Below are 11,933 nucleotides of genomic sequence, written 5' to 3' on the forward strand. Positions count from 1 at the left end.
TCAGGCGTGCGTTCGCGAGGTTGCCCGCAGGGACAAGCACAGCACTCTGCACCTGAGCCATTCGCAGCTGCAGCGACTCCAGGCTGTTTCGCCACAAGGCGCGTCGCGCAGGGAAGGCTCATTGCCTTCACCAGCGGCGCAACACCGGGGCGGGACAGCCTGGAAGCGCCCTTCGGGTGGGCTGGTGCGCGCCCAGGGCTGCGTTGCGGCGCTTGCCAAGGGCTCGGCCATTGCCTTCGCACCGCGCCTTGCCCTGAACACATACCAGCCCACTGCAGTTGCGAATGGCTCAGGTGCAGAGTGCTTTGGGGGTGCGTTTCTTTCGCCGGTTTCTTTGCGCATTTCAAAGAAACCGGCTCAGGCGCGTCACTTCGATCGATCTGAGCCCCAAACGTCGAATCGCGTCCGAAACAAACCCCCAAAGTCAACAAGTACGCCGCCTTAAGCCACCCAAGATCAAAACCGCAAACGCCGATTCACGCCAAACCACCCACCACGTTCAACAAAACACCGTTCGACTCGAACAAAGCCCCAAAAAACCAGCCCCCTTGCACCCTCTCCACCCGCTGATTAGACTCAACCGCCCCGCCCAGCAGCCCGGACCCCGATGCCTGAAACCCTTCCCGCCGACTCGGTCGGCCTGGTGACACCGCAGACGCAACGCTTCGACACGCCCCTGGCGCTCGATTGCGGCCGCACCCTGCCCGGGTTCGAGCTGATCTACGAAACCTACGGGACGCTCAACGAGGCCCGCGACAACGCCATCCTCATCTGCCACGCGCTGTCCGGCGATCACCATGCCGCCGGCTACCACGCCATGAGCGACCGCAAACCCGGCTGGTGGGACAGCGCGATCGGCCCCGGCAAACCGCTGGACACCAACCGCTTCTTCATCCTCAGCCCGAACAACCTGGGCGGCTGCAAGGGCTCGACCGGCCCCAACAGCCTCAACCCAGAGACCGGACGGCTCTACGGCGCCGACTTCCCCATCGTCACCGTGCGCGACTGGGTGCACAGCCAGGCCATGCTCGCCGACCAGCTGGGCATCCGGCAGTGGGCCGCAGTGGTCGGCGGCAGCCTAGGCGGCATGCAGGTCATGCAGTGGGCGATCGACCTGCCCGATCGCCTGCGCCACGCGGTGGTCATCGCCGCCGCCCCGAAACTCTCGGCGCAGAACATCGCCTTCAACGAAGTCGCCCGCCAGGCCATCATGTCCGACCCGGAGTTCCATCAGGGCCATTTCTACGAACACGACACCATTCCCCGCCGCGGCCTCATGCTGGCGCGCATGCTCGGACACATCACCTATCTGTCCGACGAAGCGCTGCGCAACAAGTTCGGCCGCGAGCTGCGCGAGGGGCGCATCAATTTCGGCTTCGATGTCGAGTTCCAGGTCGAGAGCTATCTGCGCTATCAGGGCCAGAGCTTCGTCGACCGCTTCGACGCCAACACCTACCTGCTGATGACCAAGGCGCTGGACTACTTCGACCCCGCGGCCGAACACGACCACGACCTGGCGGCCGCCTTCCGCAAGGCGAAGGCGCGCTTCCTGGTCGTCTCGTTCACCAGCGACTGGCGCTTCTCGCCGGAACGTTCGCATGAGATCGTCCGCGCGCTGCTCGACGCCGACCGTCCGGTGAGCTATGCCGAGATCGAGGCACAGCAGGGCCACGACGCCTTCCTGCTCGACATCCCCCAGTACACGAGCGTGCTCGGCACCTATATGCGCCGCATCGCGCAGGAGTGCGTCCAATGAGCCTGCGCCCCGACTTCGCCCTGATCAGCGAATGGATCACCCCCGGCGCCCGGGTGCTCGACCTGGGCTGCGGCGACGGCAGCCTGCTGCATCATCTGCGAGAGACACGTCAGGTCAGCGGCTACGGCCTGGAGATTGACGACGCCAACATCGTGCGCTGCCTGGAGAACTGCGTCGACGTCATCCAGAGCGATCTCGACGCCGGGCTGGCCGATTTCTTCGACGACGACTCCTTCGACTACGTCATCATGACCCAGACGCTGCAGGCCATGCGCCGGCCGGACCGTCTGCTGGAGGAAATGATGCGCGTGGGCCGCGAGGGGATCGTCACCTTCCCCAACATGGGGCACTGGAAGAATCGCCTGCAGATCGCAGTGGCCGGCCACATGCCGGTCAGCCGCGCGCTGCCCTACACCTGGTACGACACGCCCAACATCCATCTGTGCACGCTGCAGGACTTCGAAGCCCTGTGCACCGACAAGGGTTGTCGCATCCTGCAACGCAGCGTGGTCGACTCGGGCCATCGCGAGCAGCGCCTGGCGGCGCTGCGCCCCAATCTGTTGAGCGAAATTGCCGTCTACCGCTTCACTCGCGCCTGAAGACCTCCGCGCACCGGCACCAGCCAGGCCAGCCACCACACGCCAAGAGCGACCAGCGGATCGGTGACGTCCGGAATACGCCCCGGCAAGAGCTGCTGGTGCCACTCCAGCGCGAACCAGGAACAGAACAACAGCGTCCCGCCCAGCAACTTTGCCCCGCGCTCGCGTTTCGGCGAGCCCTGAACCAGCATGCGCGTCAACGTAGCCAGCGCGAGCGCGATCCACACCGTCACCAACAAGTCATTGAAACCCGGCAGAGTGTCGATCTGCGCCGAAAACGGCGCCCAGTTGAAGGCATATAGCCGGTCCGATGCACCGCGGCGCAGCTCGTCGATCACCAGCGAAGCGGCGATCGACACGAGCGCCAGCCCGGCCCGACGCTCCACCGTCTGCCAACCGGAGAACAGCAGCAACGTCAGAGCGATCAGCGCCGCCAACATGAACTCCAGCGACAACACCTGATAAACGACGATGATCTTCAGCGCCGTCACCGCAAGAATCAGCAGGCTTGTCGGCAGCAGCGACGGTTCGCGTAACACACAGCGTGCCAGCAGACCGATACCGAACAGCTCCAACCCATCGCCCAACGCCTTCCATCCTGCGAAGGTCGCCGGATACCGCAGTGTCTCGAACAGCGGGCGCAGGCCGTGCTTGATCGTCGCCATATCCGGCGAGGGCACAAAGGGAAACAGCTCCGCAGCGGCCCACAGCGCGAGGACGACCAGCCCCATGTTGGCCAACGCGCCCGGCGCCGCCAGCCGAACGCGCTGCCGATAGAACCAATCGCCGCTCAACGTGCCGCGCGATACGAGCTGAGCAAGTATGATTCCGAACAACGTACCCAGCGTGTTGTGCGCGATATCGGCTACGGACGACACGCGCCCAGGCAGCGCCTCCTGCAGAAACTCCATGCTGAAGCTCAGGCCGAAACCGGCGACCAGGCTCAGTACCGCGGCGCCCGACCGTCCACAACGACGCCAGAACAAGGCGAGGAGCAGCCCCAGGGGTATATAGGCCAGTATGTTGACCAACACGTCCGAGCGCGCATCCCGGCGGGGCCAGGGATGCATCAGCGGATTCGACCACACGACCGGCGGATGCCAGTTCAGCGGAAACAGGCTGACATATACCATCACCAAGGGGTACAGCAGGCTCAGCCAGCTGAGGACGGCCGACCTGTGGCGGAAATGAACCGATGATCGCATGCCGCGATTATACTCGACAGGATAGGATCCGCGTGACCGTCTACATCAACAGCTTGCCGCCAACGCGAGCCAGACTCAGCACGCCGAAGCCGGCCACCACCAGCCCCGCGGCGACGCGCACCCAGGGCTTGCGCGTGAAGGTCGCCAGCCGTGCGGCGAACACGCCCATGGCCAGCAGGTTCGGTAGCGTACCCAGGCCGAAGGCCAGCATCAGCAAGGCACCATGCAGCACGCCGCCGCTGGCCAGCGCCCAGACCAGCACGCTGTAGACCAGACCGCAGGGCAACCAGCCCCACAACGCGCCGAGACGCAGCGCTTGCCCGCTGTTGCGCACCGGCAGCAAAGAACGCCCCAGTGGCTCGATGCGCCGCCACAGCGCCGCGCCGAGGCGTTCGATGCGGGCCAGGCCTTGCCACCAGCCGGCCAGATACAATCCCAGCGCGACCATGAACAATGCGGCGACGAGAGCAAAAATCATCTGCGCATGGCGTATGCCGGCAAGATGCGCCGCGTACCACCCCAGCCCGCCGACCAGCGCGCCGGCTGCCGTGTAGCTGGCGATGCGTCCGACGTTGTAGGCCAGCAGCAACGGCAGCGCCCGCCACGGACTGCGCCGGCGCTGCGGGTCCAGCCCGAGGCTCAGCGCCCCGACGATGCCGCCGCACATGCCGACACAGTGCACGCCGCCGAACAGGCCGACGAGAAATGCCGCGCCATAACCGGCCGCCTGTGCCGATGGCATGTCCATCTCAGCCGAACCTCTCCGTACGCACGCCGCCCACCCTCAGTCCCCGTTCTGCACGGTCAGCTTGGCACGAATGAACTCCGCATGCGGCACGTACATCAGATCCGCGATACGCCGGATCTGATACTCCTCGTACTTGTCCAACCGCCCGTCGGCATAGGCCACGCGCCACAGGTCGCAAACGATGCGGTATTTCTCGTCGGGCGCGCAGGCATCGTTGACGATGCGCAGGAAGGGATACAGCGACAGCTTCTCGTCGTCCTGCTCGCGAGCTTCGGCGATGATTTCGCGCACCGCCTCCTCGCCGAGATCGAAAGCCTCGCGCAAAGCCGCAGCAATGACCTCCAGCTCGGACTCATCGGTCTCGAAATCGGCGCGGCTCACCTCGAGCAGGATCGCGGCCGTGGCCACGCGCAGCGCCTGACCGCGCTCGGCCGGGCGCGACTCGTGCACCAGCCGTTCCTTCAGAAAATCCTTGATGCTCCCCAGCATGGCGACTCCCGGAGGGTGGAAACCGCCAGATGGTAGCGTATCAGCGCTTTCTCCACATCAGCGCGCGCGCCAGCAGGTTGATTACCAGCACCATCAGCGTGATCAGCAACGCCGCCGCGTAGGCCAGCTTGTGCGCCGACGCATAAGGCTCGCCGATATAGCTCCAGATTACATAAGTGAGGTAGGCCACCGGCTCATGGGTGAAATGACCGCTCCAGGTGTAATTGGACCAGTTGACGGTATAGATCAGCGGCGCGGTCTCGCCCAGGGAAATGGCCAGGGCCAGCAGTATGCCGGTGAAGATCGGCACCCGCGCCGCCGGCAGCAGGATGCGCAGGACCAGCCATCCCTCGTTGCAGCCGAGTCCGTAGGCCGCCTCGCGCACGGAAAGCGGCACCGCGCGCAGCGCCATTTCGCTGGTGCGTGCGATGTACGGCAGCATCAGGATCGCCAGTGTGATCGCGCCGGCCAGCATGGAAAACTTCCAACCCAGGTACAGCACCATGGTGACGTAGCCGAAATAGCCGAGCACGATGGACGGCACACCGACCAGCACATCGGACATGAAGCGGGCGATGCGCCCGACCCAGCCGTCGCCGTACTCGGACAGGTAGATCCCGGCGCTGACACCGACCGGCGCAGCGATCAGCAGGGCGAACCCGGACAACAGCAGCGAGCCGAGAATGGCGTTGCGCAACCCACCTGCAATGCCCTGGGTATCGGTCGTGAAGGTTTGCAGGTTAAGGCTTTGTACGCCGCGCACGAAGACATAGCCGATGATGTGCAGCAACGCGAAGCCCAGCAGTGCCAGGGCAAGACCAGCGGCGATCCAGGTCACCAAGTCCATGATGCGCCGGCGGCGCAGCAGCATGCGGTCGACCGCGCGCTCGATCGGGGCCATAGCGCTCATGCGCGCCTCCCGGACAGCCACAGAAGCCCTTGCGCGGCGGCGTTGACGATTATCGAGATCAACATCAGCAGCAGAGCGACCTCGGCCAGCGCGCGCACTGCCATATTGGTGGGATCCTGCATTGCGCTGTCGAGTTGCGAGACGATGAATGCGGCCATGGTGGAAACCGGATCGTAGATGTTCTTGGGAAGGATGTTCAGCGCGTTGCCGCTAACCATGAGCACCGCCATGGTTTCGCCCAGGGCACGGCCCAACGCGAGGATGCTCGCGCCCACCAGCACCGTGCGCTGACCGGGCAACAGAATCTTGCGCATGACTTCGATGCGCGAGGCGCCGAGACTCACGCCCGACTCGCGCAGCGCCGCATCGCTGGCGACCAGCGCATCGCGCAGCGTCGCCGTGATCAACGGCACGATCATCAGGCTGAGCAGGATACCCGCGGTAAACAGGCCGTAACCGCTGCCGGTCGGCCCGGCGAAAATGGGTATGAACCGCCCCAGGGTTTCCGCGAGGAACGGATACAGATGATGTCCAAGGAAGGGAATCAGCACGACGTAGCCCCACAGGCCGTAGACCACGCTCGGCACTGCGGCGAGCAGTTCGACCAAGAACGACCCCACAGTGCGCGCCATACCGCGCAAACCGTCGCTGAGGAAGATGGCCGAGAGCACGCCGAGCGGCAGCGCCAGCACGATGGCGATAAGCGACGACAACAGGGTCCCGCCGATCAGAAACAGCACGCCGTAGTTGGCGTGCGGCAGCACCATTTCACCGTTCACCGTGATCGGGTTGCCGTACATGCTGCCCAGGTTCCAGTTGTTGTGCAGCAGGAAACCCAGGCCGTTGAAGCGGATGGCCGGCCAGGAATACTGCAGCAGGAAACCCGCGATGGCGATAAGCGACAGTGGCAGAAATGCGGCCAAAATGCCGACGGTCCAACGGAATCGAAACATCTCGCGCGACTCCAAGCGTTCTGACAAACGAAGCCGGGGCGCTTGGCAACCCGGCTTCCCGAAGCAAATACGCGGACGCTACCTGACGGCAGCGCCCGCACGGCCCATACCTTAGCCGATCAGTGACTGATCTTGGCGATCTGCGTGGCCGACTGCAGCGCCACGCTGGGGGGCAGCGGCACGAAGTTCACCGCCTTCATGAAATGAGCGGCATTGCCGCCGGCCGGCGAAATCGCCCAGCCCAGCAGTTCTCGCAGCGTCAGCGCCATCTCCTTGGAAGGCTGATGGCTGTCGACCAGCGCATACTCGTAGTTGATGATCGGGTAGCTGTACTTGCCGGGCGCGTAGATCAGGCTGATGCGCTGATCGGCCGGGGTCTTCGGCACCATCGCCGCCGCCGCGGCCTTGACCGTCTTCACCTCGGGCAACACGAAGTTGCCGCTGCGGTTGCCCAGTTCGGCCTCGCCCAGGTGGGCATCGGTGATCTGCTTCTTGTAGCTAATGCCGACGTAGGCGACGGAGTACGGATTGTTCTTCAGCGCATCGACCATGCCGGGGTTGCCGACCGCGCCGATGTTGCCCTGCACGGGTGCCCAGCTGATCGTGGTGCCGTAGCCGTACTTGTTGGACCACCAGGGGGTGGACTTGCTCAGGTACTGGGTGAAGATGAAGGAATCGCCGGAGCCGTCGCTGCGGTGCACCGCGACGATGCGGTGATGGGGCAGCTTGACGCCGGGGTTGAGCTTGGCGATGGCCGGCGCGTTCCACTCGGTCACCTTGCCGGCATAGATGTCGGCCAGCACCGGGCCGCTCAGCTTGAGGTGCTTGCCGTTGAGGCCAGGTACATTGTAGTTCACCATCTGGCTGGAAATCGCCAGCGGAATGTTCAGCATGCTCGGATGCATCTTCATCTGAGCGTTGCTCAGATAGGCGTCGGAGGCGCCGATCTGCGCCAAGCCCTTCATGGACTGTGCCTGGCCGGTGCCGCTGCCGGTGCTGGCGGTGGTCAGCCGCACGTTGGGGTTGGCCTTGGTGTAGACCGGCTGCCACAGGTTGAACAGCGGATACAGCAGACTGGAACCGGTTTCCAGCACATTGACGGAGGCCATGGCGGCACCGGTGCCCACCAACGCGGCGCCCGCCGCAACAGCCAGAACGGTGCGGCGCATCGCGCCCCCCTTATGATCCTTGAACGAAGACATGCATACACTCCTAAAGGTCACTGTCGAATTGCCGCCTTTCTCGAAGGCAGTCCGTCCTTCAGAAACCCTCGGCCCGTCAAAGTTCGTGAACATTCCGTGAACCCTGCATCCGACAGCTTCGTCCTGCTCGGCGGCGGCATCGAAAGCGCCACCGTGCTGCATCTCGAAAACCGCCGCGGCCCGGTGCGCGCCCTATTCATCGACTACGGCCAGCGCGCCGCTGCTCGCGAGCGCGAGGCCGCCACGGCGCAATGCGCGGCGCTCGCTCTGCCGCTCGAAATCATGGAACTCGGCAGCCTGGGCGAAACCTTCCGCCGTGGACACACCTGGCAGGCGCACGTACCGCTGCCGCATCGCAACCTCGTCCTGCTGGGCCTGGCCTTCAGCTACGCCGCCGACCGTGGTGCGAAGCGCCTGTGCCTGGCGTTGAACCTCGACGACGCGGAGGCCTACGCCAGCGCCTCGCCCCCCTTCGTCGAAGCGTTCCGCGCCTTGGCCGCGACCCTTGACGACATCGAGATCGCCACTCCCATTGCCGCCTGGAACAAGGCCGAAGTCATCCGCCGCGGCCTCGAGTTGGGCGTGGACTACGTTCTGAGCTACAGTTGTCTGCTCGGCCGCATTGTCCCGTGCGGCACCTGCCCGCAGTGCGAAAAACGCCGCGCCGCCTTCGCTGCGGCCGGCGCCCCGGATCCCGCCATCGCCGGAGAGTGACATGAAACCTTACCAACAGGTCGCCCCACACGTTCGAGAACGCCTGGAAATCGCCGTACTCACCGGCGAACACCTGAGCCTGCAGTGGGCCGACGAGGACTCCGACCGGGCCTACATGGGACGCATCCAGCCCCGCGAAGTCGTCGAGAACGGCGATGGACGCACCTATCTCGACGCCATCGACGAGGACGGAGCCAAGATTCGCATTCGGGTAGACTTGATCCGGAATCTGCCAACACCCGTCAAGTAGGACAGGCCGTTTTCATCCAAGCGCCGCAATGACCGAAACAGCCCGTCGCTCCCAGAATTTCGGTCACCGGCACCTTCAAGGCATGGCCGGAACGCCCACCGACAAATGCCCTGTTAAGACCGACGACCGGCGCGGTACACTCTCCCCGCCATGGCAGCCGCACAAAACCAGATCACCTCCACCGACCGGCTCGGCCTGACACTGTTTCTGGCCGTGGTCGTGCACGGCATCCTGATTCTCGGCCTGTCGTTCAAACCGCTCTCGGAGAACCTGCGCCGCTCACCGCCCACGCTCAACGTCACGCTGGTGCAGACGACATCGAAAAAGGCTCCCAAGGAAGCGAAATACCTGGCCCAGGCCAATCAACTCGCCAGCGGCAGCAGTGACCGCGCCGGACACCCGGGCAATCCCTACTTCGCACTCAACCCTATGCGCAGCCAGGGCATAGCCCCGATCGAACTACACACGCAAACCCGCCGCAACCTACAGACGCAACAACTCGCCAAGACGCTGACCCAGCGCGACTCCCCCTATGCGCTGCCCGACGCGGCTCCGGACCCGACTCCGCCGGTGCCCGACGCACCCAGCGGCTCGCTCAACATCCAGCTCGACCTCGCCCAGGCACGGCTCACCGCCGAAATGCGCCATGCCATGAAAGACTACAACAAGCGTCCGCGCCGTCTGTTTCTGGACACGGTCAATGCCAAGAGCAGCACCGAAGCCGGCTACCTCGCCAAATGGGTGCGCCGCGTCGAGCGCATCGGCAATCTGAACTACCCACATGAGGCGACGCAACGCCATCTGCACGGTCGCCTCATCCTGAACGTGTTGATCAACCACGACGGCCGCGTCCTGAGTGTGCAGGTTGCACAGTCCTCCGGCTCCACCGTCCTCGACGATGCTGCCAAGCGCATCGTGCAGCTCGCCTCGCCGTTCCCGCCCTTCCCCAACACCATGCGCAAGCAGTACGACCAGCTGATGATCACCCGCACCTGGATCTTCGAGACGAACAACACCCTGCGCACCGCGCGATAGTACAGTCCCGCCGCTACGAGTCCTCCTCGTAGCGGGTACTTTTCGTCATTCCACCTCACGTCCTATGCTTGGGACTTCACACTCCCGGAAGACTCCCATGCCCGCACCGCCACTCGACCAAATGCTCGCCGAACTGATCGCCATGCCCACGGTCAGCAGCGTCTCGCCCGAGTTCGACATGGGCAACCGGGAACTGGTGAACCGCGTCGCCGGTTGGCTCGAATCAGCCGGTTTCCAGGTCGAGATACTGCCGCTGGAGAACTTCCCCAACAAAGCCAACTTCATCGCCACGCTGGGCGAAGGCGAAGACGGCCTGATCCTCTCCGGACACACCGACACGGTACCCTGGGACGACGGCCTGTGGAACCACGACCCGTTTCGCCTGAGCGCCGACAGCGGACGGCTTTACGGCCTCGGCTCGGCGGACATGAAGAGCTTCCTCGGCCTGGCCATCGAAGCCGCCCGCGGACTGACGCCGGCGCAACTGCACCGGCCGCTGATCATCGTCGGCACCGCCGACGAGGAAAGCAGCATGGACGGTGCGCGGCTGCTTACGCATCTTGGCCGGCCACGCGCGCGGCACTGCGTGATCGGCGAGCCGACCGACCTGCAACCCGTTCACATGCACAAGGGAATCTCCATGGAAGCGGTGCGCATCACCGGCCGCAGCGGCCACTCCAGCGACCCGGCGCGCGGGCGCAATGCGCTGGACGGCATGCACCGTGTGCTCGGCGAACTGATTGGCTGGCGCGAAGAACTCATGCGCCATCGCAACGAGGCCTTCGCCGTGCCCTACCCGACGCTCAACCTCGGACACATCCACGGCGGCGACAACCCCAACCGCATCTGCCCGAGCTGCGAACTTCATTTCGATCTGCGTCCGCTGCCCGGCATGCCGCTGGAAGCGCTGCGCGAGCAGTTGCGCGAACGCCTCGGTTCCGCGCTGGCCGACACCGACCTCGAGTTCGAAACCCATGCGCTGTTTCCCGGCGTCGAAGCATTCCAGAGTCCGCCCGAGGCAACCGTCGTCAAACTGCTCTCCGAACTGAGCGACAAGCCGCCGCGCGCCGTGGCCTTCGGCACCGAAGCGCCGTTCTACGCCGAACTCGGCATCGAGACGGTAGTCTTCGGCCCCGGCAGCATCGATCAGGCGCATCAGCCGGACGAATACATCGAGCAGGCCGCCCTGGGGGAAACCGTGGATATTTTACGGACGCTGATACGGCGGTTGTGTTTGGAGGCGTGAGTTTCCGGGATGGTCGGTTCGTCTGCCTCTATGCTCCCTACCGTTTGGCTTGACCCGCAATTTCGACGCATCAACGGGAAAGCCGGTCCGAATTAAAGCTGACGTTTATGTGTCATCTAATTCATCACCTGCCGGAAGGACTGACGCCAGATCATCCTCGATATCCAAACCGTACTGTGTGGCAATCTGAGCAAGATGAATCCCAAACGCTCCGCGAAGCTCACCAACCGCGCCGTTGAACTGCCAACTCGCAAAGTGACCGGCCTGCGCACCAAACAGAACGATCCTTTCATCAGCCTGCACTGAGTCAAGGAATTTGCGGCAAGCAGCACGCATAGCCCGCAGAGATTTTGCCAAAGTAGATTTATCGTCCAAAGAACCAAGTTCACGGGAAAGCATTCGACGAATATCAACAACGGAAGTTACGCACTGACCCGGAACCTCCATTTCACTCGGGTTGTACAGCACTCGCCGATCTTCGAGCTGCGTAACTACACGCTTTGCAACAGCCCTCTCGGATTCTGGCGGATTCCATGAAACGCCAAAGACCGGGGTACTGAACCCTGTGAGTCGCTTAGCAATTTCTGAGAACTTCAATTGAGTCTCCTTAGAGCATTAGTAGTTATGTTACTTGAACCGACTTACCCATCGAACCATGGGTGTATGTTTCGGGCGCGAATCAGCGTTTCCAGTATTGATCCTGCTTGGGTGACGCGCCCGAGCCTCTTTCTTTGCATGCCCAAAGAAAGAGGCGAAAGAAAGGCACCCGAAAGGCCTTGTCCCTGACGGGCAGACCTCGAGCGCACACCCCGCCACGGGGCACCGC

At 63.8% G+C, this 11,933-nt stretch carries 13 protein-coding genes; 6 read left to right on the forward strand and 7 right to left on the reverse strand.

All coding sequences use genetic code 11. From position 1 onward, the window contains the following. The first annotated feature begins 607 nt into the window (after positions 1-607). Positions 608-1,756 carry a homoserine O-acetyltransferase gene (locus P8014_RS19140; RefSeq protein WP_337818927.1) on the forward strand — a complete coding sequence of 383 codons (1,149 nt, stop codon included), beginning with the start codon at positions 608-610 and terminating at the stop codon, positions 1,754-1,756. Next, a complete protein-coding gene (metW, locus tag P8014_RS19145; protein WP_337818928.1) occupies positions 1,753-2,355 on the forward strand; it encodes a methionine biosynthesis protein MetW in 603 nt (200 codons plus the stop codon). The genes P8014_RS19140 and metW overlap by 4 nt, the downstream gene beginning before the upstream one ends. Here metW and P8014_RS19150 read toward each other — a convergent pair. The 6 genes from P8014_RS19150 to pstS form a co-directional block, all read right to left on the reverse strand. Then, positions 2,334-3,560 carry a VanZ family protein gene (locus P8014_RS19150; RefSeq protein WP_337818929.1) on the reverse strand — a complete coding sequence of 409 codons (1,227 nt, stop codon included), beginning with the start codon at positions 3,558-3,560 and terminating at the stop codon, positions 2,334-2,336. The genes metW and P8014_RS19150 overlap by 22 nt on opposite strands. A gap of 40 nt (positions 3,561-3,600) precedes the next feature. After that, entirely contained in the window at positions 3,601-4,302 is a 702-nt protein-coding gene (locus P8014_RS19155; protein ID WP_337818930.1) for a sulfite exporter TauE/SafE family protein, read from the reverse strand. Between the two features lie 42 nt (positions 4,303-4,344). Continuing rightward, on the reverse strand, positions 4,345-4,797 hold the full coding sequence (locus P8014_RS19160; RefSeq protein WP_337818931.1) for a TerB family tellurite resistance protein: 453 nt from the start codon (positions 4,795-4,797) through the stop codon (positions 4,345-4,347). A 40-nt stretch (positions 4,798-4,837) separates the two neighbouring features. After that, the gene (pstA, locus tag P8014_RS19165) at positions 4,838-5,707 is read right to left on the reverse strand and encodes a phosphate ABC transporter permease PstA (protein WP_337818932.1); all 870 of its coding nucleotides are present in this window, start codon (positions 5,705-5,707) and stop codon (positions 4,838-4,840) included. Continuing rightward, positions 5,704-6,660 carry a phosphate ABC transporter permease subunit PstC gene (pstC, locus tag P8014_RS19170; RefSeq protein WP_337818933.1) on the reverse strand — a complete coding sequence of 319 codons (957 nt, stop codon included), beginning with the start codon at positions 6,658-6,660 and terminating at the stop codon, positions 5,704-5,706. The genes pstA and pstC overlap by 4 nt, the downstream gene beginning before the upstream one ends. 119 nt (positions 6,661-6,779) lie before the next feature. Then, positions 6,780-7,862: a phosphate ABC transporter substrate-binding protein PstS gene (pstS, locus tag P8014_RS19175; protein WP_337818934.1), complete on the reverse strand. Its 1,083-nt coding sequence runs from the start codon at positions 7,860-7,862 to the stop codon at positions 6,780-6,782. 96 nt (positions 7,863-7,958) lie between these two features. On the opposite strand from pstS, the gene P8014_RS19180 reads away from it, so the two are divergent. From P8014_RS19180 to argE, 4 genes are all read left to right on the forward strand, one after another. Continuing rightward, positions 7,959-8,576 (forward strand): 7-cyano-7-deazaguanine synthase, encoded by a 618-nt coding sequence (locus P8014_RS19180; RefSeq protein ID WP_337818935.1) that lies wholly within the window; start codon positions 7,959-7,961, stop codon positions 8,574-8,576. A gap of 1 nt (position 8,577) precedes the next feature. Next, positions 8,578-8,826, forward strand: a complete 249-nt coding sequence (locus tag P8014_RS19185) for a hypothetical protein (protein WP_337818936.1) — start codon at positions 8,578-8,580, stop codon at positions 8,824-8,826. A 150-nt stretch (positions 8,827-8,976) separates the two neighbouring features. Next, positions 8,977-9,861: an energy transducer TonB gene (locus tag P8014_RS19190; RefSeq protein ID WP_337818937.1), complete on the forward strand. Its 885-nt coding sequence runs from the start codon at positions 8,977-8,979 to the stop codon at positions 9,859-9,861. 97 nt (positions 9,862-9,958) lie between these two features. Next, entirely contained in the window at positions 9,959-11,107 is a 1,149-nt protein-coding gene (gene argE, locus P8014_RS19195; RefSeq protein WP_337818938.1) for an acetylornithine deacetylase, read from the forward strand. A gap of 105 nt (positions 11,108-11,212) precedes the next feature. Here the strand turns inward: argE and P8014_RS19200 are convergent, their stop codons facing one another. Further along, positions 11,213-11,704 carry a DUF6650 family protein gene (locus P8014_RS19200; RefSeq protein ID WP_337818939.1) on the reverse strand — a complete coding sequence of 164 codons (492 nt, stop codon included), beginning with the start codon at positions 11,702-11,704 and terminating at the stop codon, positions 11,213-11,215. Between the last annotated feature and the right edge of the window lie 229 nt (positions 11,705-11,933).

Origin of the sequence: Acidihalobacter sp. (assembly GCF_037381185.1) — a bacterium.
In the GTDB taxonomy this organism is placed as follows: Bacteria; Pseudomonadota; Gammaproteobacteria; order DSM-5130; family Acidihalobacteraceae; genus Acidihalobacter_A.

Excerpts from the sequence above, each read along its gene's own strand:
- P8014_RS19140 (WP_337818927.1), top strand. The coding sequence starts at position 608 with ATGCCTGAAACCCTTCCCGCCGACTCGGTCGGCCTGGTGACACCGCAG.
- metW (WP_337818928.1), top strand. The coding sequence starts at position 1,753 with ATGAGCCTGCGCCCCGACTTCGCCCTGATCAGCGAATGGATCACCCCC.
- P8014_RS19150 (WP_337818929.1), bottom strand. The coding sequence starts at position 3,560 with ATGCGATCATCGGTTCATTTCCGCCACAGGTCGGCCGTCCTCAGCTGG.
- P8014_RS19155 (WP_337818930.1), bottom strand. The coding sequence starts at position 4,302 with ATGCCATCGGCACAGGCGGCCGGTTATGGCGCGGCATTTCTCGTCGGC.
- P8014_RS19160 (WP_337818931.1), bottom strand. The coding sequence starts at position 4,797 with ATGCTGGGGAGCATCAAGGATTTTCTGAAGGAACGGCTGGTGCACGAG.
- pstA (WP_337818932.1), bottom strand. The coding sequence starts at position 5,707 with ATGAGCGCTATGGCCCCGATCGAGCGCGCGGTCGACCGCATGCTGCTG.
- pstC (WP_337818933.1), bottom strand. The coding sequence starts at position 6,660 with ATGTTTCGATTCCGTTGGACCGTCGGCATTTTGGCCGCATTTCTGCCA.
- pstS (WP_337818934.1), bottom strand. The coding sequence starts at position 7,862 with ATGTCTTCGTTCAAGGATCATAAGGGGGGCGCGATGCGCCGCACCGTT.
- P8014_RS19185 (WP_337818936.1), top strand. The coding sequence starts at position 8,578 with ATGAAACCTTACCAACAGGTCGCCCCACACGTTCGAGAACGCCTGGAA.
- P8014_RS19190 (WP_337818937.1), top strand. The coding sequence starts at position 8,977 with ATGGCAGCCGCACAAAACCAGATCACCTCCACCGACCGGCTCGGCCTG.
- argE (WP_337818938.1), top strand. The coding sequence starts at position 9,959 with ATGCCCGCACCGCCACTCGACCAAATGCTCGCCGAACTGATCGCCATG.